Annotated in this window: 13 protein-coding genes; 6 read left to right on the top strand and 7 right to left on the bottom strand. The window is 72.6% G+C overall.

Going from position 1 to position 21598, the window contains the following annotated elements:
- On the bottom strand, positions 1-890 hold an 890-nt coding region (locus E1298_RS26565), incomplete at its 3' end, for a serine/threonine-protein kinase (RefSeq protein WP_131897898.1).
- Positions 891-1160: 270 nt separating this feature from the next.
- On the opposite strand from E1298_RS26565, the gene E1298_RS26560 reads away from it, so the two are divergent.
- Entirely contained in the window at positions 1161-2579 is a 1419-nt protein-coding gene (locus tag E1298_RS26560; protein ID WP_165975671.1) for a polysaccharide deacetylase family protein, read from the top strand.
- A 31-nt stretch (positions 2580-2610) separates the two neighbouring features.
- On the opposite strand, the gene E1298_RS26555 is transcribed toward E1298_RS26560, so the two are convergent.
- The 3 genes from E1298_RS26555 to E1298_RS26545 are packed head-to-tail and all read right to left on the bottom strand — an operon-like array spanning position 2611 to position 8216.
- Complete coding sequence (locus E1298_RS26555) at positions 2611-5883, bottom strand: error-prone DNA polymerase (RefSeq protein ID WP_131897894.1); 3273 nt, start codon at positions 5881-5883, stop codon at positions 2611-2613.
- A gap of 12 nt (positions 5884-5895) precedes the next feature.
- Positions 5896-7458 (bottom strand): DNA polymerase Y family protein, encoded by a 1563-nt coding sequence (locus E1298_RS26550; RefSeq protein WP_131897892.1) that lies wholly within the window; start codon positions 7456-7458, stop codon positions 5896-5898.
- Positions 7455-8216: a hypothetical protein gene (locus tag E1298_RS26545; protein WP_243725828.1), complete on the bottom strand. Its 762-nt coding sequence runs from the start codon at positions 8214-8216 to the stop codon at positions 7455-7457. Before E1298_RS26545 ends, E1298_RS26550 begins: the two co-directional genes overlap by 4 nt.
- Before the next feature lie 380 nt (positions 8217-8596).
- Here E1298_RS26545 and mtnA point away from each other — a divergent pair, with 380 nt between their 5' ends.
- Entirely contained in the window at positions 8597-9619 is a 1023-nt protein-coding gene (mtnA, locus tag E1298_RS26540) for an S-methyl-5-thioribose-1-phosphate isomerase (RefSeq protein ID WP_207944852.1), read from the top strand.
- A 210-nt stretch (positions 9620-9829) separates the two neighbouring features.
- On the opposite strand, the gene E1298_RS26535 is transcribed toward mtnA, so the two are convergent.
- Positions 9830-11038 (bottom strand): aldose epimerase family protein, encoded by a 1209-nt coding sequence (locus E1298_RS26535; RefSeq protein ID WP_131897890.1) that lies wholly within the window; start codon positions 11036-11038, stop codon positions 9830-9832.
- A gap of 8 nt (positions 11039-11046) precedes the next feature.
- Complete coding sequence (locus tag E1298_RS26530; RefSeq protein ID WP_207944851.1) at positions 11047-13152, bottom strand: M28 family peptidase; 2106 nt, start codon at positions 13150-13152, stop codon at positions 11047-11049.
- A gap of 198 nt (positions 13153-13350) precedes the next feature.
- Here E1298_RS26530 and recD2 point away from each other — a divergent pair, with 198 nt between their 5' ends.
- The 4 genes from recD2 (at position 13351) to E1298_RS26510 (ending at position 19482) form a co-directional block, all read left to right on the top strand.
- The gene (gene recD2 / locus E1298_RS26525; RefSeq protein ID WP_243725827.1) at positions 13351-15567 is read left to right on the top strand and encodes an SF1B family DNA helicase RecD2; all 2217 of its coding nucleotides are present in this window, start codon (positions 13351-13353) and stop codon (positions 15565-15567) included.
- Positions 15568-15721: 154 nt separating this feature from the next.
- On the top strand, positions 15722-16912 hold the full coding sequence (locus E1298_RS26520) for an aspartyl protease family protein (protein ID WP_131897888.1): 1191 nt from the start codon (positions 15722-15724) through the stop codon (positions 16910-16912).
- Positions 16913-16935: 23 nt separating this feature from the next.
- Positions 16936-18126, top strand: a complete 1191-nt coding sequence (locus tag E1298_RS26515; protein ID WP_131897886.1) for a retropepsin-like aspartic protease — start codon at positions 16936-16938, stop codon at positions 18124-18126.
- Positions 18127-18162: 36 nt separating this feature from the next.
- On the top strand, positions 18163-19482 hold the full coding sequence (locus E1298_RS26510; protein ID WP_131897884.1) for a retropepsin-like aspartic protease: 1320 nt from the start codon (positions 18163-18165) through the stop codon (positions 19480-19482).
- 21 nt (positions 19483-19503) lie between these two features.
- Here E1298_RS26510 and fxsT read toward each other — a convergent pair.
- Positions 19504-21598: FxSxx-COOH system tetratricopeptide repeat protein (gene fxsT / locus E1298_RS26505; protein ID WP_131897882.1), on the bottom strand; the 2095-nt coding region annotated here is incomplete at its 5' end.

Raw genomic sequence — 21598 nt, 5'->3', positions numbered from 1 at the left:
GGGGGCGCCCACGACTCGCCGAGCGTGGTGTTGACGGCGGCCTCGCCCGCGCCGCCGACCAGGGCGAGCAGCAGGTCCCGGGCCGTGGGCCGCAGCTGGGGGTCCTTGACCAGACAGGACCGGACGAGCCCGGCGAGCGGGGCGGGCAGCTCGCCCAGCTCGGGCTCGGCGTGCACGGCGCGCGCCGCCATGATCTGGAACGAGCCCTGCCCGAACGGGTTGCGCCCGTTGGCGGCGAAGGCCACCAGGCAGCCCCAGGCGAACAGGTCCACGGCGGGGGTGACCTGCTGCGTCGTGATCTGCTCCGGCGCGATCCAGCCGGGCGTGCCGACGACCTGGCCGGTGCGGGTGTGCGCGCTCGCCATGTCCAGCGCGCGGGCGATCCCGAAGTCGATCACGCGCGGGCCGGAGATGGACAGCAGCACGTTGCTGGGCTTGAGGTCGCGGTGCACCAGGCCCGCGCTGTGGATGGCGACCAGCGCGGCGGCCACCCCGACCGCGACGCCGTGCAGCATCCCGGGCGACAGCGCGCCGTTCTCGGAGACGTGCTGGAGCAGGGACGGGCCGTCGATGTACTCGGTGACCATGTAGGCCAGGCCCAGGTCGCTGCCGTGTTCGAGGACCTGCGCGGTGCAGAACGAGGCGACGCGCTCGGCGTTGGCGGCCTCGTCGTGGAAGCGGGCGAGGAACGTGCGGTCGCCCGCCAGCTCCGAGCGGACGACCTTCACCGCGACGGGCCGCCCATCCGGGTCGCGGCCGAGGTAGACCGCGCCCATCCCGCCCTCGCCGATCTTGGCCTCGATGCCGTACCGGCCGACGCGCGTGGGGTCGTCCGGGCGCAGCTCACCCAGGGACGCCGCGGGCCCCGGACGGGAATGCGGGCTCTGCATCGGCGATCCTTTCGCCCCCCATGAAGCCGCGTCTTGGCGGCCGCCCCCGCGGCGGCACGCGACCCCTCCGCCCACACCATGTCAGAGGACGGGTGCCACGGCCAGTCCCACCCAAAAGGTCAACGATTGGCCAAGTCCCCACCGGCCCGGGTTAAAACTCCGGCCGCCCGTCCCAGCGACGGCGAATCGTGGCCCAGGCGGGCATACGCTGGCCAACCAGTCGGATCATCTCAAGATCGAACCAGTGTGGCTCGGTGGGGGAATTCGTCGATGAACCCGTGGACCCGGGGCGTGGCCGCCGCGACGGCCGCGCTGGCCGCGGTACTGCCGCCGGCGGGCTGCGCCGTCCATGCCGAGCACAGGTCGCGGCCCACGGCCGACGGCACGACCGTCCACACCGTCGACCCGGCCGCGGTGCCCGGCACGACCGCGGTGACGCGCGTCGAGCAGGACGCGACCCGCCGCCTGTACGCCGCGTACCCGCGGATCCCGGGCGCCGACCCGCTGACCCGCAGGCTCGCGGCGGCGGTCGGCGAGGCCATCCGCCACTTCGCCGCCGACACCGCCGACTCCGCGCCGCTGCCGGGCGGGGGCACGCCGGAGCTGAACGTGCAGTGGTCGCTGACCGCGGCGTCCGACCAGGTGGTGGGCGTTCGGCTGGTGACGTGGCAGTTCCTCGGCTCGTCCGGCGGCGAGTCGCGGCAGACGTTCTGGTACGACGTCGCGACCCGCGCCGTGCACGCCTCGGCCGATCTGGTCAACGGCCGGGACGGGCTGGGCGCGCTGGCCGAGCACGTCCGCGACCGGCTCGGCTCGCGCGCCAACCCGGCGCAGGTGCGGGCCGACGCGCAGACCTTCCCCTCGCTGGCCTTCAACGAGGCCGGCGACCTGGTCGCGGAGTTCAGCGACTACACCGTCGCGCCCGGCTCGGCGGGCCGGGTCGCGGTCGCGGTCGACCGGGCCGCCCACGACCCGATGCTGTCGGCGTTCGGGCGGCGCGCGCGCGACGCGGCGCTGACCGTCCGGCCGCATCCCGCGCTGATGTCGGGCGACCCCGCGTCCCGGCCCAGCCCCCCGCGGGTCGACTGCGCGCGCGCCAAGTGCGTCGCGCTCACGTTCGACGACGGGCCGAGCGCCTACACCCGGGAGATGCTGCGGGCCTTCGCCGTCCACCGCGCCCGCGCCACGTTCTTCGTCGTCGGCGACAACGCCGCCGCCGATCCCGGGCTGCTGCGCCAGGCGGCCACCGCGGGCCATGAGATCGGCAACCACACCCAGAGCCACCGCGACCTCACCCGGCTGCCGACCATGCAGATCAACTCCGACGTCCAGCGGACGCAGGACGTGCTGCGCGGCGCCCTCGGCTGGTGCCCCACGCTCCTGCGGCCGCCGTACGGCGCCACGAACAGCACGGTCGCGGGCGTCGCCAAGTCGCTCGACCTGGTGCAGGTGCTCTGGAACGTCGACTCGCAAGACTGGCGCGAACGCGAAGCCAAGGCCGTGGCCGACCGCGTCGTCCGGCAGGCCAGGCCCGGCGCGGTCATCCTGCTGCACGACGGCCACAAGCCGACGGCGGACGCGATGCCCGACGTCCTGAAGCGGCTCGCGGGCCAGGGCTACACGTTCGTGACCGTCACCGAGCTGATGGGCGGCCGGACGGTCCCGCTGGGCGGCCAGTACTCCGGCTGACGGGAGGCGCCGGGCCCTGGCCGGCCTCGCCTCAGTGGAAGTTGCGGGCGCGCACCTTCCCGGGGACGGGCAGCCGCCGCAGCCGCGTCGCGCGGACGTTGGAGACGCCGTCGGCGCGCTCCAGCCGCCCGCTGACCAGCAGGGCCTGGGAGTCGACGGCGAGCGCGCGGTGCCGCTGGAACACCTGCGGCGGGCACACCACGTTGATGATGCCGGTCTCGTCCTCCAGCGTCATGAACACGATGCCGCCCGCGGTCGGCGGGCGCTGCCGGTGGGTGACGAGCCCGGCCACGACGACGTTGGTCTCGCCCGGGGTGCCCGCGAGCCGCGCGGACGACAGGGCGCCCAACTCGTCCAGCGCCGCCCGGACGTGCGCGACCGGATGGATGTGGGAGACGCCGGTCGCCCACAGGTCGGCGAGGGTCTCCTCGATCGGTGTCATGGCGGGCAGGGCGGGGGCGGTGGCGCCCGGCGTGACGCCCTCCAGCCGCCCGGGGCCCGAACCGGCCAGCGCGCCCGCCGCCCACAGCGCCTCGCGCCGCGCCAGGCCGAAGCAGTCGAACGCGCCCGCCGTCGCGAGCGCCTCGAACGCCCCCGCCGACAGCGGCACCCGCCGCGCCAGGTCCTCCATGCCGCTGTAGGGACGGCCCGCCGCGACCGCCTCCGCCGTCTCGGTGCCGAGGTTGCGGATCCCGTCCAGGCCCACCCGGAGGGCGGGCTGCGGCTCGGACGGCGCATGCGGATGGTCGCTGTCGACCTCGATGGGCTCCTCCAGCGTCGGGTACACGTCGCTGGCGTTGATGTCCACGCCCCGGACGACGACCCCGTGCCGCCGGGCGTCCGCCAGAAGGCTCTGCGGGCTGTAGAACCCCATCGGCTGGTTGCGGACGAGCGCCGCCGTGAACGCGGCCGGGAAGTGCCGCTTCAACCAGGCGCTCGCGTACACCAGGTGGGCGAAGCTCTGGGCGTGCGACTCCGGGAACCCGAACCCGGTGAATCCCAGGATCTTCTCGTACACGCTCTCGGCGATGTCGGCGGGGATGCCGCGCTCGGCCATCCCGTCCAGGAGGCGGCGCCGGAGCCGTTCCACGCGCTCGGGCGCGCGTTTGGCGCCCATCGCCTGCCGCAGCTGGTCGGACTCGGCCGGGGTGAAGCCCGCGCAGTCCACGGCGAGCTGCATCATCTGCTCCTGGAAGAGCGGCACGCCCAGCGTCCGGGACAGGGCGGGCTCCATCAGCGGGTGCGGGCAGGCGGCGGGCTCCAGCCCCTTCCTGCGGCGCAGGTACGGGTGGACGGAGCCGCCCTGGATGGGCCCGGGGCGGATCAGCGCCACCTCCACCACCAGGTCGTAGAACTCGCGGGGCTTGAGGCGCGGGAGCGTGGCCATCTGCGCCCGCGACTCCACCTGGAACACCCCGACCGTGTCGGCGTCGCCCAGCATCTCGTACACCCGGTGGTCGTCCGGCGGGATCGACTGGAGGTCGTGGCGCCGGCCGTGGTGCTCGTCCACCAGGTCGAAGCAGTCGTGCAGGGCGGCGAGCATCCCGAGGCCGAGCAGGTCGAACTTCACCAGCCCCGCCGCCGCGCAGTCGTCCTTGTCCCATTGCAGGACGCTGCGGTCCGCCATCGCGGCCCATTCGATCGGGCAGATCTCGCCGACCGGGCGGTCGGCGATCACCATGCCGCCGGAGTGGATCCCGAGGTGGCGGGGGAGCGTCAGCATCCGGTTCGCCAGCTCGGTCACGGGCGCGGGGATGTCGGCCTCGGTTCCGACGGGGTCGCGCGGGTCGATGCCCTTGGACCACGCGTCCTGCTGGCCGGGGGAGAAGCCGAGCGCGCGCGCCGCGTCCCGGACGGCCATGCGCGGCCGGTAGCTGATGACGTTCGCGACCTGCGCCGTGCACTCGCGCCCGTACTTGCGGTAGACGTACTGGATGGCCTCCTCGCGGCGCCGGTGCTCGATGTCCAGGTCGATGTCGGGCGGACCGTCCCGTCCGGGCGACAGGAACCGCTCGAACAGCAGGCCGTGCCGGACGGCGTCGACCCCGGTGATGCCGAGCGCGTAGCAGACCGCCGAGTTGGCCGCCGACCCGCGCCCCTGGCACAGGATGCCCTCGCGCCGGCAGAACTCCACGATGTCGTGGACGATCAGGAAGTAGCCGGGGAAGTTCAGCTCCTCGATGACGTCCAGCTCCTTGGCGATCTGCGCGTACGCGCCGGAGATCCGCTCGCGGCCGGGCGGTCCGTAGCGGCGCAGCGCGCCCTCGGCCACCAGGTGCCGCAGCCAGGTCGCCTCCGTGTGCCCGTCCGGGACGGGCCAGTCGGGCAGCCGCGGGGCCACCACGTCGAACCCGAAGCGGCACTCGCGGCCCAGCGCGGCCGTCCGCTCGCGGACGCCGGGGAAGCGCGCCAGCCGCGCCGCCATCTCCGCGCCGCTCCGCACGTGCGCGGTGCCCCCGGCGGGCAGCCAGCCCACCATGTCGTCGAGGCTGCGGCGGGCCCGCACGGCGGCCATCGCCTGCGCCAGCCGCGCGTCGGCGCCGGGCGCGGCGAAGTGGACGTTGTTGGAGGCCACGGCGTCCACCCCCGCGCGGGCCGCCAGCGCGAACAGGGCGTCGTTGCGGTGGTCGTCGTCCGGCTGGTCGTGGTCGACCAGCTCCACGAACACGTTGCCGCGCCCGAACATGCCGATCAGGCGGTCCAGCTCCCGCTCCGCCGCGTCCGGGCCGTCCGCCTCCAGCGCCGCCGGGACGTGCCCCTTCCGGCACCCGGTGAGCACCGCCCAGTGCCCATCATGCGCCCCTGCCAGTGCCTCCAGGTCGTACACCGGACGGCCCTTCTGGCCGCCCGCGAGCTGCGCCGCCGTGATCGCCGAGCAGAGCCGCGCGTAGCCTTCCGCGCCGCGCGCGAGCACCAGCAGGTGCCGCCCCGCCGGGTCGGGCTCCCCGGCCTGCGGGCCCGGCAGGCCGAGGCTCAGCTCGGCGCCGAACACCGTCCCGAGCCCCACGTCGTGCGCGGCCTGCGCGAACCGCACCGCCCCGTACATGCCGTCGTGGTCGGTGATCGCCATCGTCTCGACGCCGAGCCGCGCGGCCTCGGCGACCAGTCCGTCCGGGTCGCTCGCCCCGTCCAGGAAGCTGAACGAGGAGTGGCAGTGCAGCTCCGCCCACGGCACGCCGCCGCCGGCCACCGGCTCGGGCCGCCGCTCGGGAGGCGCCTGCGCCTCCGCCTGCGGGCGCGGCGCCCGCCACGACAGCCGCTCCTCGAACTCCCGCCACGGGATCGGCGGATTCTGCCACCCCATCAGCGACCCCCCTCAGTCATAGGACGCCTCCATGTGCCAGCGCCCGCCCTCCACGGCGAGCAGGTAGGCGCCGCCGTCGTCGGTGGCGACCTGGAACCTGGCCCGGCGCCGCGAGCGGGCGGGGTCCCACCAGCGCTCGTCCGCCGGCCACGGCCCCGTCCAGCCGGTCACCGCGGCGGCCGGGCCGCCGCCGAGCGCCAGCGCGGCGGGCGGCGCGGACACCGCGCAGCGCGCCGAGACGACCACCGGCCCGCCGGACGCGTCCACCACGTCGGCGGGCGGCGCCTCCGGCGGGACGGCGGCGGGCGCGGGCGCCGTCACGCGGCCCGGCCACGGCCCGTCCCCGGCGCCCGCCGGCGGCAGGTCGCCCACCGGCACCTTGGCGACCTGCTCGCCGGGCCCGCGCCCCCCGGTCAGCACCGGACGGGTGATCGCCCGGTGCCCGAGCAGCGCCTGGATGCGGTCGGCGGCCCGCGCGATCCGGTCGGTGACCGCGGTGCGGCCCCACAGCGCCTCCTGCCGCCCCTCGTCCGGGACGAGCTGGTCGGGCACCAGCTCCAGCCACGCGACCCCGCCCCAGACGGCCTCGTCCCCGACGGGGGTCTCCACGCCCTCCGGATCGGTGCCGGGAACCGGGCGCTCGCTCCGCCACGCCGACAGCTGCCACCGGACCCGCTCCGCCACCGCCAGCGCGGACAGCCGCCCGTCGTGCCGCCACAGCCGCCGCAGGACGTGCCCGTCCGCGAACCCGGCCGCCACCTCCAGCCGCACGCACGTCAGCCCGCCCGCCGCGAGACCCTCGTGCAGCTCGCCCGCCAGCCGCTTCGCCGCGAACACGACCTGCTCGGCCTGGGCGGCGGGCGGGTCGAAGTCACCGCGCACCGACAGGTCGTCCGAGGCGCGGACGGGCGCGAGCGGGCGCGGCTCCTCGCCGCGCGCCAGCCGGTGCGCGAGCGCCCCGTCCGCCCCGAACCGTCCCGCCACGTGCCCGGACGGCAGGCCCGCGAACGCGCCGAGCGTCTTCACGCCGAGCCGCCGCAGCAGGTCGGCCAGGTCCGGCCGGTCCAGCACCGACAGTGGATAGGGCGCGAGGAATCCCGCCGTGCCGCCCTCCGGCACCACCACGCCGCCCTGCCCGGCGCGCGCGGCCAGCTCGGCGGCGAACAGCCCGTCCGCGATACCCGACCCGCAGTCGTACCCGGCCTCGACCACCGCGTCCTGGACGAGGACGCGCAGCGCCTCCTCGCCGCCGTAGAACCGGGCGGGCCCGCGCGCCGGGATCGCGCACAGCCCCGGCCGCACCACCTCCACGCGCGGCGCCGGCTCCGCGACCGCCGTGACGACCGCCTCGAACAGCCGTCCCTCGGCATCGCGGTCCCGGTCGCGCACCACCAGCTCGGGGCACCGCCGCTGGGCGTCCCGGATCCGCTGCCCGCGCCGCACGCCCTCCGCCCGCGCCGCCGCCGTGCACGCCTCGACCCGCCCCCGCACCACGACCGCGCCGGGCACCGCCGCCTCCACCCCGACCGCCGTGACCGGCCAGTCCGGGCACCACACCGCCAGCACGCGGGTCACGCGATCCCCTCCTCCGCCACCGTGTGGACGGGCGCGCCCGCCGACACCCGGCCCGTGCCCCGGACGACCTCCAGCGGCGGCCGCCCCGCGACGGGCTCGTCCGGGACGACCGTGCCGTCCGGCCCCGGGAACCACAGCCGGGCGCGGCGCCCGGCCCCCGGGGCGTCACGGCCCTCGGCGACGACGTCGGCGAGGCGCCCCCGCAGCCTCCCGTGGCCGTCGCCGAGGCCCTGCCAGTCGAGGTGCTCCAGCCGGAGCCGCAGCCGCGTCCCCGCCCAGTCGCCCGCGAACCCGCCGGTCAGCGTGAGGACGCAGCCGTGCTTGCGGGCCAGCGCCGACAGTCGGCGCACGGCCGCGGCGCCGGGCCGCTCCGGCAGCCTGAGCAGGACCAGGTCCACCGCCTCCACCAGCGCCGCGACCACGTCCGGCCAGCGCTCGCCGGGCTCGTCGACCAGCAGCAGCCGCTCGGGCGCCGCCCCCATCCCGGCGGCGGCGGCCACACCGAAGTCGGGGAGGCCGACCACACCGCACCAGCCGCCCGTCCCGTCCTCGCCGCCATGCCGGGAAACCCCCGCGACGAGCGCCACCCCAAGCGAGGACGCGCCGGGACCGCCGAGTCCCACGACCGAGCCGGGCCGCAGCCCGCCGCCAGGGATCACCGAACGCAGCGCAGGCAGCACAGGCACGACGTCCCTGATGGCCCCCGTGCCGAGCGCCGCAGCGGCCATGGCCGACTCCAGCGGCGCCACCTCGCCCACAACCGTCCCTCCTCTCACACACCCCCGACACAATCTCGAACACAAGTTCGACTCATGTCAAGTTATCCCAGGTCACAGACCAGATGAGGCGCCGCCGCCGGGAGCCGAAAAGCCCGGTGCCACAAGGCTTCACGCCACTTCGGGGCCCCTGCAATAGGGAGGTAGTTGCCTCAGGTGTCGACGGCCTCAGCGTTGCGATCGCGTGCGAAGCCAGGTTCGAGCGGAGCGAGGACCTGATCGCGTAGCGAGCCCTTGGGCGAGTCGGAGCGATGCAGCGATCGCCGCAGTGCCCGTTGAAGGAGGGCCCCCAGGGCCCGACGCCGAGGGCACTGCCGAAGGAAGGCGCTTTAGCGCCTGACGCCGAGGGCACTGCAATAAGCATGGATGTTCGGGCCCTGGAGTGGACTGATGGGGGGCTGCGGTTGCTGGACCAGACCGTCCTGCCCGCCCGGGTGGAGCACTTGGTGGTCCGCGATGTTGACGCGCTCGTGGACGCGATTCGGCGGCTGGTGGTGCGCGGCGCCCCCGCGCTGGGCGTGGCGGGCGCGTTCGGTGTCGCGATCGTCCTGCGCCAGGCCGACCGGGAGGGGTGGGACGACGCCGCCCGCGACGCCGCGATCGCCCGGGTCCGGGAGGCGCGCCCCACGGCGGTGAACCTCGCTGCGGGCGTCGACCGCGTCGTCCCGTTCGTTGCCAAGGGCGCCGAGGCGGTCGCGGCGGAGGCGCAGGCGCTGCTGGACGAGGACGTCCGCGGCAACCGGGCGATCGGCCGGCTCGGCGCCGACTGGATCCTCGCCCGCTCCGCCGACCGCCCGCTGCGCGTCCTCACCCACTGCAATGCCGGAGCCCTCGCCACCGCGGGGTGGGGGACGGCCCTCGGCGTCGTCCGCGAGCTGCACGGGCGGGGCCGTGTGGAGATGGTCTACGCGGACGAGACGCGCCCGCTGCTCCAGGGCTCCCGGCTCACGGCCTGGGAGCTGGCCCAGGCGGGGATCCCGTGCACCGTGCAGGCCGACGGCGCGGCGCCGAGCACGATCCTGCGCGGCCTCGCGGACGTGGCCGTCATCGGCGCCGACCGGATCGCCGCCAACGGCGACACCGCCAACAAGATCGGCTCGGTCGGGGTGGCGCTGGCCTGCGCGGCGGCCGGGATCCCGCTGGTCGTCGCCGCGCCGTGGAGCACCGTCGACCTGTCCCTGCCGGACGGCGACGGCATCCCGATCGAGGAGCGGCCCGCCGCGGAGGTCCTCACCGCCGGACGGGTCCGGACGGCCCCGGACGGCGTCGCCGCCTTCAACCCGGCCTTCGACGTCACCCCCGCCCGCCTCGTCACCGCACTCGTCACCGAAACCGGCGTCCTGGAGATCTCAGCAGGCACAACCCCCGGCTCCGCCGCGCCCTAGCGTCCTCATCAGTCTCACGGGGTCGGCCATCGCGGCAGAGCGTGCCCTTGCCGGTCGGCTGGGAGAGTTGATCGCTGCTGGGGCGACCTGCCGGGTCCTTGCGCAACGGCCCCAATGATCGCGCGAGCGCGCGACCTGACCGGTGGGGCGACGCCGAAGGCGAGCCCCACCGGGAAGATCGCGAAGCGATTCGCGCTCGCACAAGCACGGTCAGCGGGCGAGCCGCCAGGCGAGCCCGCTGGGCCGGGATTGAGTGGACACTGTGGAGAAGGCGTAGACGGTTGTGGAGTCGAAGGTCTGGCCCGGGCGCAGCACCGTGGACGGGAAGCTCGGATGGTTGGGGGAGTCTGGGTAGTGCTGGGTTTCCAGGGCGAATCCGTCGCCCTGCCGGTAGGCGCGGCCGCTCGTGCCGATGAGCGAGCCGTCCAGGAAGTTGCCCGAGTAGAACTGGATGCCCGGTTCGGTGGTGCTGACCTCCAGCACGCGCCCGGAGCCGGGTTCGGTCACCCGGGCGGCCTTCGTGAGCCGTCCCGGACGGTCCTGGTCGATCACGAAGTTGTGGTCGTAGCCGTGCCCGATGAGCAGTTGCGGGTCGTTCGCGCGGATCCGCTCGCCGATGGCGTGCGGGCGGGTGAAGTCGAACGGTGTGCCCTTCACGGGGGCGAGCCGTCCGGTCGGGATCAGGGTGTCGTCCACCGGCGTGTAGCGGGACGCGTTGATCTGCATGCGGTGGCCGTAGGTGTCGCCGGTGCCCTCACCGGCGAGGTTGAAGTAGGAGTGGTTGGTCAGGTTGACCACGGTCGCCTTGTCCGTCGTCGCGTGGTAGCCGACGCGTAGTTCGTTGCCCCTGGTCAGGGTGTAGGTGACGGTGGTCGTGAGCGTGCCCGGGTAATTCTCCTCGCCGTCCGCGCTGGTGTAGGCCAGGCGCAGGCCCACGCCGCCGTCGGTCTTGACGGGCCGGGCCTTCCACACCTTCGTGTTGAAGCCCTTGAGCCCGCCGTGCAGGCTGTTCGGCCCGTTGTTGACGGCGAGCTGGTAGGTCTTGCCGTCCAGCGTGAAGCGGCCCTGGGCGATTCGGTTGGCGTAGCGGCCGATCAGGGCGCCGAAGTAAGGTCCGCCGTTCTTGTCGACGTAGTCCTTCAGCGTCGCGAAGCCGAGCACGACGTTGGTGCTGCGGCCGTGCTGGTCCGGGGACTCCAGCATCTGGACGATGCCGCCGTACGTCAGGATCCGGACGCGCACGCCCTGTCCGCTGGTGAGGGTGTACCGGTCGACCTTCGTGCCGTCCGGGAGCGTGCCGAACGGCTCCTTGGTGATGGACGGGGCCTGCCCGCCGGGCGCCGCTCCGGCGGGCAGGGCGGAGACGGCGAGCGCCGAGCCGGCGACCATGGCTCCGGTGAGTGCGAGAACGCCTCTCATGCTCCTCCTCAGGGAGTGAGCGTGCGGGTCGCGGCGCGCAGGCTCTCGTGCAGGTGGGCCTCGTACCTCTTCGCCGTGGCGGGGTCCTTGTCGACGAACAGCGCGTCGTACAGGGCCGGGAGCCGCTGCGTGGCGTAGCCGGTGTCGATGCCGGGCGCGTAGACCTGATGCCGGTACCAGGAGCGGCCCGGCAGGCCGGTCGCGGTCAGCAGATCGCGCTCGGCCTGCATGATCTTCTCGTTCAGGCGGCGGAACGCGGCCGTGTCGCCTTTGCGGAGCGCCTCGTCCGCACGCGCTTGCAGTGCCTCGGCGGCGCGCTGCCACGCCTTCGCCTGGTCGATGTCGCGGGACACGTCCACGACGACGGAACCGAGCCGCTTGCGCTGCGCCTCGGTGTAGTCGGCCAGGTATCCGGCGGTCTCCACGGCGTACGGACGGTAGGTCAGCGGCAGGACGTCGGCGTTGGCCAGCCGCAGCGTCGCGATCCCCACCAGCCGGGACATCGCCGCGTGGTACTCGTAGTCCGGGTCGCCGAAGTGGGACGTCCAGTAGAAGTCGTCGCACGAGCAGTGGTAGTTGCCCGCCGAGCCCGGCGTCGCGGCGCCCAGGTCCATCGCGGGCACGCCGTACCGCTGGAAGAACGCCTGGAAGTCCGAGCCGCCGCCGATCCGGGAGATCGGCGTCTTGCCCTCGTTCCGCGCCTTCCACGCCTCGTACAGCGTCCCGTCCGTCCCGGGCCAGCGCACCTCCTTGGACGCGTCGATGACGGACTGGTCCAGCGCGGGCGTCGCCGAGGCGCCGAACTCCGACCCTCCGGCGCCGTCCATGTTCACGTACGCGACGGCGTTGCGCAGCCGTTCGGCCTGCTGCTCGGCGTACTCGGTGGAGCCGAAGAGCCCGTACTCCTCACCGTCCCACGTGGCGAGGACCACCGTGCGCTTGGGCCGCCACCCCTGCTTGAGGAGCCGTCCCAGGGCGCGGCCGATCTGCAGCACGTTCTCGGCGCCGGACAGGTTGTCGACGCTCCCGTACGTCCACGCGTCATGGTGCGCGCCCAGGATGACCTCCTGGTCGGGACGCTGGCTGCCCGGGATGCGGACGGTGACGTCCCAGAGCGGACGCACCTGGTAGTCGTTCCTCAGGTCCAGGTGGACCTTCGTCCCGCCGGGGCCGGTGCGGTAGGGGAACGGCAGGCCGCCCTGCCAGTCCTTGGGGACCTGCGCGCCCTTCAGGGCCCGCAGCAGCGGCTCGGCCGCGCCGTACGAGATGGGCGTCGTCGGGACGAGCCCTTTCAGCATCGGCGCGTCGGACGGCTTGATGCGCCGCGCGCCCTTCGTCGCGGGCCATCCGGGCGTCTGCGGGTCCCCGGCGGCGAGCTGGATCTGCGCGATGCTGCCGCGCTGGATGCCGTCGGCGGCGCGCCACGGCCCGTCCGGGTACACCTTGCCCTTGGTGAACCCGTCGTCGGCCGGGTCGGAGTAGATGAGCACGCCCTTGGCGCCCCGGCGGGCGGCCTCGCGCGGCTTGATGCCCCGGAAGACCCGCCCGTACCGGACGAGGACGATCTTTCCCTTGACCGAGACGCCGTTCTTGGCCAGCAGCGCGAAGTCCTCGGGACGGCCGTAGTTGGCGTACACGACCTCGCCCCGGACGTTCCCGGACGGCGACATGCCGTTGTGGCCGGGGATGACCTGGTCGAAGTCCTTCTGCCAGGGCCGCGGCTTCTCCTTGACCGGCAGGGTCCTGCGCTGCGGGGCCGTCATCTCGACCTTGACCCGCTTCGGCATCGACAGGTAGGCGTAGTACGTCTTCACCTGGGGCTCCAGCCCGTACGAGCGGAGCCTCGCCACGATGCGCGCGACCCGGTGCCGGTCACCGGTGGTGGTCGCCAGGCCCGGTTCGGCGGCCAGTTCGGCGTCCAGCGAGCGGCCCTCCTTCCCGGACGGGATGGCGCTCAGCAGCCTCTCGTACTGCCGCTGCCACTTGGAGTTCTCCTGCGTGAAGCCTGCGATCGGATCGGGCCCTCCGGGGGGCGCCGCCCAGGCGGGGGACGCGGCCAGCGTGACGGCAACGGCGGTCAGGGTCGCCAGGGCAGGGATATGGGAGCGGAACACCAGCGGTACCTCCCAGTACTCGTGGTACGGGTGCGCCCGGACCGTACGTCGCGATCAACCGAAGATCCAGAACAGCTGCCGGTTCCGGCCACCGTTCCACCGAATCGATCCCTGCCCGACCGCGCTCACCTGCATGTCCATGAGTTGATCAAGAAAACCGGGACGAGCCTGCCGCCCGCGTCCGACATCATGATGTTTGTGACGAGCGCATCGGTGCCGGCCAGGCCGGTCGTGCTGGAGGCCGTCCTGGAGCGCGTCACTTACGCCAACGAGGACACCGGCTACACCGTCGCGCGCGTGGCGACCGACAAGAGCGGCGCCGACCTGCTGACCGTCGTCGGGGCGCTGCTCGGCGCGCAGGTGGGGGAGAGCCTGCGCCTCACCGGCCGCTGGCGCTCCCATCCGAAGTACGGCAAGCAGTTCGAGGTCGACTCCTACAGCACCGTCCTCCCGGCGACGATCCAGGGCATCCGCCGCTACCTGGGCTCCGGCATGATCAAGGGCATCGGGCCGGTGATGGCCGACCGGATGGTCGGGCACTTCGGCACCGACATCCTGCGGATCATCGAGGAGGAGCCCGGCCGGCTGGTCGAGGTCCCCGGGCTCGGCCCGAAGCGCACCAAGCGCATCGGCGACGCGTGGGAGGAGCAGAAGGCCATCAAGGAGGTCATGGTCTTCCTGCAGGGCGTCGGCGTCTCCACCTCCCTGGCCGTCCGTATCTACAAGAAGTACGGGGACGAGTCGATCGACACCGTGCGCCGCCGCCCGTACCAGCTCGCGGCGGACGTCTGGGGCATCGGGTTCAAGACCGCCGACACCATCGCCCAGGCCGTCGGCATCCCGCACGACAGCCCCGAGCGCATCAAGGCCGGGCTCCAGTACACGCTCTCCGAGGCCGCCGACGACGGGCACTGCTTCCTGCCCGAGCCCAACCTCGTCACGGCGGCGGAGAAGATCCTCGACGTGCCCCGGGAGCTGATCGTCCCGGCGCTGGACGAGCTGGCGGCGGAGGAGGGCGTGGTCCGCGAGCCGATCCCCGGCGCGGGCGACGACGCCGCGACGATCCCCGCCGTCTACCTCGTCCCGTTCCACCGGGCCGAGCGGTCCCTGGCCCGGGGCCTGCGCGACCTGCTCGACGCCCCGGACGACCGGCTCAAGGCGTTCGCCGGCGTCGACTGGGACAAGGCCCTGCCCTGGCTGAGGGAGCGGACCGGCACCGCGCTCGCCCCCGAGCAGGAGGAGGCCGTCAAGCTCGCGCTGACCTCCAAGGTCGCGGTGCTCACCGGCGGCCCCGGCTGCGGCAAGAGCTTCACCGTCCGCTCCGTCGTGGAGCTGGCGGCCGCCAAGAGGGCCAAGATCGTCCTGGTGGCGCCCACGGGCCGCGCCGCCAAGCGCCTCGCCGAGCTGACCGGCCACGAGGCCGCGACCGTCCACCGCCTCCTCCAGCTCCAGCCCGGCGGCGACGCCAAGTACGACCAGGACGACCCCCTCGACGCCGACCTGGTCGTCGTCGACGAGAGCTCCATGGTCGACCTGATCCTGGCCAACAAGCTGGTCAAGGCCATCCCGCGCGGCGCCCACCTGCTGCTCGTGGGCGACGTCGACCAGCTCCCGTCCGTCGGCGCGGGCGAGGTGCTGGCCGACCTGCTGTCCGCCGAGGTCATCCCGCGCGTCCGGCTCACGCGGATCTTCCGGCAGGCGCAGCAATCGGGCATCGTGGTGAACGCGCACCGCGTCAACTCCGGAGAGCACCCCCACACCCGCGGCTACCCCGACTTCTTCCTGTTCCCCTGCGACGAGCAGGACGAGGCCGCCGAGCTGACCGTGGACGTCATCGCCAACCGCATCCCCCGCAGGTTCGGCCTCGACCCCCGCCGCGACGTGCAGGTCCTCACGCCCATGCACCGGGGCGCCGCCGGGGCGGGCTCGTTGAACACGCTGTTGCAGGACGCCCTCACCCCGCACGACGAGGCCCGCCCCGAACGCCGCTACGGCGGACGGGTGTTCCGCGTGGGCGACAAGGTCACCCAGCTCCGCAACAACTACGACAAGGGCGAGGCGGGCGTCTTCAACGGGACCGTCGGCGTCGTCACGTCCATCTCCGCCGAAGACCAGTCGCTGACCATCCTCACCGACGAGGACGAGAGCCTCGACTACGCCTTCGACGAACTGGACGAGCTGGCCCACGCCTACGCCATCACCATCCACCGGTCGCAGGGCAGCGAGTACCCCGCCGTCGTCATCCCGCTCACGACCGGCGCGTGGATGATGCTGCGCCGCAACCTGCTCTACACCGGCATCACCCGCGCGAAGAAGCTGGTCGTCCTCGTCGGCTCCCGCCGCGCCCTCGCGGCCGCCGTCCGCACCGCCGGCGCCGGACGCCGCCACACCGCCCTCGCCCACCGCCTTTCCTAGCCCTCAGGCAGATCGTCCGCTCCTAATCCCCGGCAGGGCGTCGCTCCGCACTTATGCGGTGGAAACACAGGCTCGTGTTACCTGACCATCCGAACCGGGACGACTCCGGCGGGAGCGCCGGCCCGGGCCATGGGATGGGAAGCGAGACCGCATCATGACATTCGCGAGGTCGGGCGACGACCCTGAAGAACTCTTCAAGAACGGCAGGTTCGAGGACGCCGACAGAGGCTATGCGAAGATCCTTGAAAAAGATCCGGACAACGCTCGTGCCCATGCCCAGCGGGGATACATCGCGCTGCTGTCCAACAGATTCGCCGATGCCGAGAAATTCCTGACCAAGGCCGTCGCCCTGGCGCCTGACGACCGGTTCTCCAAGGAGAAACTGGCGGACGTCTTCGTGCGGCAGGACCAGCTGGCCCGGGCGGTGCCGCTGCTGCGGGCGGCCGGCATCGAGTCGTACGCCAAGCAGTACGAGAGCGTGACCGGCACACCGTACGAGATCCGCGGCCCGCAGTCGACGCGGCTTCCCATCGATTTCCGGTATCCCATCCCTCTCGCCGACGTCTCGGTGAACGGCGCCGAACCGGTGCCGTTCACGATCGACACCGGCGCGCCGCTGGCCTTCTCGATGGAGACGGCGGAGAAGGCCGGCGTCCGCGCGGTGGCCACCAGCAGGGGCCGGAACGGCCAGGAGTTCTTCACCCTGTACCACGGCGTCGTCGACTCGTTCCGGATGGGCGACATCGAGATGCGCAATGTCCCGGTCGTCTGGAGCGACGGCGAGATGCCCCACCCGCTCGGCGTCCCGCAGCCGAAAGGCGCCTTCGGAACCACCCTCTTCTACCGTTTCCTCACCACCATCGACTTCCCGAACAACGCGCTCGTCCTGCGGCGCAAGACCCGGGCGCAGCTGCGAAGGCTCCGGGCGGAGGCCAGGCGGGCCGGGGCCGACCGCCTGCCGTTGTGGCTGGCGTACACCCACTTCCCCTGCACGCTGGGGAGCCTCAACGGCCATGGGCCAAGGGTCGTCTCGCTGGACTTCGGGGTCGAAGGCGCCACCCAGGTCAGCACGACGCAGAAGATGGCCGAGCAAGCGGGTGTGAGGCTGGATCTCGACCGTCCGGCGTCGTTCGACGGCCAGCAGACGTCCTACCCGTTCATCGCACCGAAGGCGGGTCTGGGCCGCGCGGTCGCACGGAACGTGTACGGGGTCGCGAACGAGGGCTCCCTGCTCGATGGGCCGTTCAGGTTCGACACGCTCGGCAACTTCTCGCAGGAATTCTTCAAGGCGTTCACCGCCGCATTCGACTATCTCGACATGAATCTGTACGTATCGAGCAGGTAGCGAGCGTTCTCCTGGAGGTCGGTATGAGTTTCGCAGCGCCGGGCAAGAACCCCGACGAACTGTTCAAGGCCGGTGAGTTCAAGAAGGCCGATCGCGGCTACGCGCAGATTCTGAAGAAGGACCCGGACAACGCCCGGGCGAACGCGCAGCGAGGATATATCGCGCTGCTGTCCAACAGGTTCGCCGAAGCCGAGAAGTTCCTGACCAAGGCCGTCGGCCTGGCTCCCGATGACAGGTTCTCGAAGGAGCAGCTGGCGGACGTCTTCGTGCGGCAGGACCAGCTGTCCCGGGCGGTGCCGTGGCTGCGGGCGGCGGGCGTCGAGCCGTACGCCAAGCAGTACGAGAGCGTGACCGGCATACCGAACGAGGTGCGCGGCGCGCAGAGCACGCGGGTTCCCTTCACGACCCTCAATCCCGGGCCGACCATTCAGGCTTCGGTCAACGGCGCCGAGCCGGTGACGTTCGGTCTCGACACCGGCGCGCCGCTGGCCTTCACGATGGAGACGGCGGAGAAGGCCGGTCTTCGTGCGGTGGCCACGAGCAAGGGCCGGACCAGCGAAGAGGTGATCACCATCTATCACGGTGTCGTCGGCTCACTGCGGATGGGCGGCATCGAACTCCGGAACGTCCCGGTCGTCTGGCATGACGCGGAGATGCCGCACCCCCTTGGGGCCGCCCAGCCTAAGGGCATCATCGGCACCACGATCTTCTACCACTTCCTGACCACGCTGGATTTCGCGAACCAGGCGCTCATCCTGCGGCGGAAGACGGAAGCGCAACGGCGGAAGTTCCGGGCCGAGGCGGAGCGCGCGAGAGCCGAGCGCCTGCCGCTGTGGCTGGCGGACACCCACATCCCTTACACGCTGGGCAGTGTCAATGGCCACGGGCCGAGGGTGGTCGGCCTGGACACCGGCGCCGAAGGCGCCATCCAGGTCGGAACGGACGAGAAGACGGCCAAGCTCGCGGGCCTCAGGATCGACTACGACCGCCCGGTCACGTTCTCCGCCATGGACAAGACCTATCCCTTCGTCGCGCCGACGGCCGGTCTCGGGCGCGCGGTGTCCCGGAACGTCTACGGCCTCGCGTCCCAGGACTCGGCGCTCAACAACCGCGTGGGTTTCGAGACGATCGGCAACTTCTCGCAGGAATTCTTCAAGGCGTTCGCCGTCACCTTCGACTACGCCGGCATGAATCTCTACATCGCACATAAGTAACGCGCGGGCGACTCCGCTTGTGAGGAAGAAGTCACCATGACCATAGAGAACACCGATCGGCGCAAGTTCCTCCAGCAGGCCGGCATGACCGTCGGAGCCGCCACGGTCATTCCGCTGCTGGGGGCCAAGGGGGCCGAAGCCTCCGGATGGAACCCGGGGGGCCCTGTATCCGGCTCGGAGCCCGATCGGCTTTTCAAGGCGGGCAGGTTCAAGGACGCCGATCAGGGCTACGCGAAAATCCTGCGCAAGGACCCCAAGAACGCTCACGCCAACGCGCAGCGAGGATATATCGCGCTGCTGTCGAATAGATTCGCCGATGCGGAGAAGTTCCTGACCAAGGCCGTCACCGTGGCTCCGGGCGACACTTTCTCGAAGGAGCGGCTGGCGGACTGCTACGTGCGGCAGGACCAGTTCGCGCGGGCGGTGCCACTGCTCCGGGACACCGGTCAGGAGGCGTACGCCAAGCAGTACGCCAGTATCTCCGGCACGCCGTACGAGGTGCGCGGCGCGCAGAGCACGCGGCTTCCCTTCAAGGCCCTCAACCCCCTGCCGCTCGTCGAAGCCTCGGTGAACGGGGCGCCCGCGGCGAGGTTCATCCTCGACACCGGGGCACCGCTGGCCTTCTCGATGGAGACGGCGGAGAAGGCGGGGCTCCGCGCGGTGGCCACCAGCACGGAGACCCTCGGCTATCAGCCGGTCACCATGCATCACGGCGTGGTCGGCTCGATCCGGATCGGCGACATCGAAGTGCGCAACGTCCCGGTCGTCTGGCACGACGGCGAGATGCCCCACGCTCTCGGAAGCCGGCAGCGTCCGGCGGGCACTCTCGGCAGTACGCTGTTCCACCACTTCCTGGCGACGCTGGACTTCGGCAACCAGGCGTTCACGTTGCGGCGGAAGACCAGTGCGCAACTGAACGGGTTCCGCGCCGAGGCCGGGCGCGCCAATGCCGACCGGCTGCCGTTGTGGCTGGCGGACGCCCGCGTCCCCTGCACGCTCGGGAGCCTCAACAATGACGGGCCGAAAGTCGTCTCCCTCAACACCGGAGTCGAGGGCGGAGCGGGCGCTGCGGCCGTCTTCACCACCGAGGCGATAGCCGAACGGGCGGGCGCGCTACTGGATCACAAGCGCCCGAACCTGTACGGCACCATGGACGACGCCATTCCGTTCATCGTCCGCAAGACGAGTCTCGGGCGCATGTCCGCCCGGGACCTCTACGGCTATGCCCTCAAGAAGCAGATATTGGACGACCGCGTCAGGTTCCAGACGCTGGCCAACTTCTCGATGGAGTTCTTCAAGCCCTTCGCGCTCACCTTCGACTACACCAATATGGATCTCTACATCTCCCACAAATAGCCGGTCGGCGCTTCGGGCCGGTTACCATCGCCGACCGGTCCGCTGTGCCGCCGCTAGGTTGCCGCGCGCCGCCTTCGTGAGCGGGTGGTCTTCGCCGAGTACCCGCCGGCATTCCCTGAGGGAATGCCGGAACAAGGGAATGGCCCGTGCCAGGTCGCCCGCTGAGTGATAGGCGTGGGCGAGGTTGTTGCGGGTGGACAGCGTGTGGTGGTGGTCGGGGCCCAGCACCCGCACGCATTCGGTGAGGGTGCGCTCGAACAGGGCGATGGCCCGGCGTCGATCGCCCACCGCCTCGTACAGGCAGGCGAGGCCGTTGCCGCAGTCCAGGGTGTCGGGATGACCGTCGCCCAGTACCCGGGTCATGTCGCTGAGGGTCCGCTTGAGCAGGTCGGCGGCCTGCTTCGCTCTGCCTGCGTCCCGATAGGCGTAGGCGAGGTTGCTCCGGCTGGTCAGGGTGAGGGGGTGGTCGGGGCCCAGCACCCGCGCGCACTCTGCCTGTGCCTGCTCGGACAGGGTGAGCCCCCGGGCGAGATCACCCGCGTCCCGGTGGGCGCGGGCGAGGCTGTTGAGGCTGGCCAGGGTCTGGACGTGGTCGGCTCCGAGGAACCGGCGCCGGTCGGCGAGGTTCTGGTCGAACAAGGGGATGGCCCGGGCCAGGTCGCCCGCCGACCGGTATGCCTGGGCGAGGTTGTGGCGGGACGTCAGGGTCTGGGAGTGGCCGGGGCCCAGCACCCGCGCGCAATCGGCCAGCGTCCGCTCGCAATGGGCGATGGCCCGGGCCGGATCGCCCACTGACGTGTACGCGCCGGCGAGGTAGTCGCGGCAGGACAGGGTGTCAGGGTGGTCAGGGCCCAGAACCCGCGTCATGTCGGTGAGGGTCTGCTCGTACACCGGTAGTGCCCGGCCCAGGTCGCCCGCGTCCTCATAGGCGCTGGCGAGGACGAGGCGGCCGGCCATGGTGTCGGGGTGGTCGGAGCCGTGGAGGCGTTCGGAGGCGGCGAGGGAGCGCTCCAGATAGCGGAGGGCACGGTCGAGCGCGCCTTGGCCGTGCAGGAACACGCCGGTGTCGTAGAGGAGAAGGTCGGTGTCGGCGGTGTCGGTGTCGCCGCGCGCGTGGACGGTGAGCGCGTCGACGTGGGGCAGCAGCGCCCGCCAGGCCGGCCATTGCTCGGGGTCGTCGGTGGTAGCGGGGCGCGCCTGGTTCAGCAGATCCGCGGCCCGGTCGCGGGCGCTGTCGATGTCGGCGGCCCGCCGGTGGGGATCGGCCGGGTCGGGGGTCCGGGTGACCGCCTGTACCAGCCGGTGCACGGCGATGGTCCGCGTGTCCAGCGCGATCATGTCGTAGGCGGCCAGCACGCCCAGGGCATCGACGATCTCGGCGGGACTGGCGAGCGGGCCGAGGAGGGTGCGCGGGATGGCCTCGGGCGCCCACCAGGCCAGGATCCGCAGGATATGGCCGGCCAGCGGCACGTCGGCGATCCGGTCGAGAGTGATCTGCCAGGTCCGGGCCACGGTCGGCGCCGCGTCCGCGCCGCGCGCGGCCTGGTCGTACATCGCCCCGGGTCTGGCGGCCAGCAGGTCCAGGTAGGCGGCCGGGGCAAGGCGGGTCTGGTGCAGGTACGCCGCGGCCTGCTCGATCGCCAACGGCAGGAACCCGAGCGTCCCGCACAGTTCCGCCGCCCCGCCGGTCACGGGATCGAGGTGGGCGGCGATCCGCAGCAGCAGCTCGACCGACTGGCGCTCGGTGAGCACGTCCAGGCGCAGCGGCCGGGCGCCGTACCGGTGCCAGCCCTCGCCCAGCCGGCTGGTCACCACGATCTGCCCCGACATCGTCCGTCCCAGCAACGGCGCGACATCGGCGGGATCGGTCACGTTGTCCAGCACCAGCAGCCAGCCCTCATGGGCGGACAGCCAGGCGGTGGCCAGCTCCGCCAGCGCCTCCAGCGGCAGCACCGCCGACAGTCCCGGTTGCAGCGCCGCCGCCAGATCGGCCAGGCCGGCCCGCACCCCCGCCGCGCTGTCGGCGGTGATCCACCACACGGGCGACTTCTGCCGGCGCTCGCCCGCACGGGCGGCGGCGTACCGGGCGGCCAGCGTGGACTTGCCCACCCCGCCC

This window comes from Actinomadura rubrisoli, assembly GCF_004349215.1.
Classification (GTDB): domain Bacteria; phylum Actinomycetota; class Actinomycetes; order Streptosporangiales; family Streptosporangiaceae; genus Spirillospora; species Spirillospora rubrisoli.
This window is presented reverse-complemented; position numbering and strand designations above follow the sequence as displayed.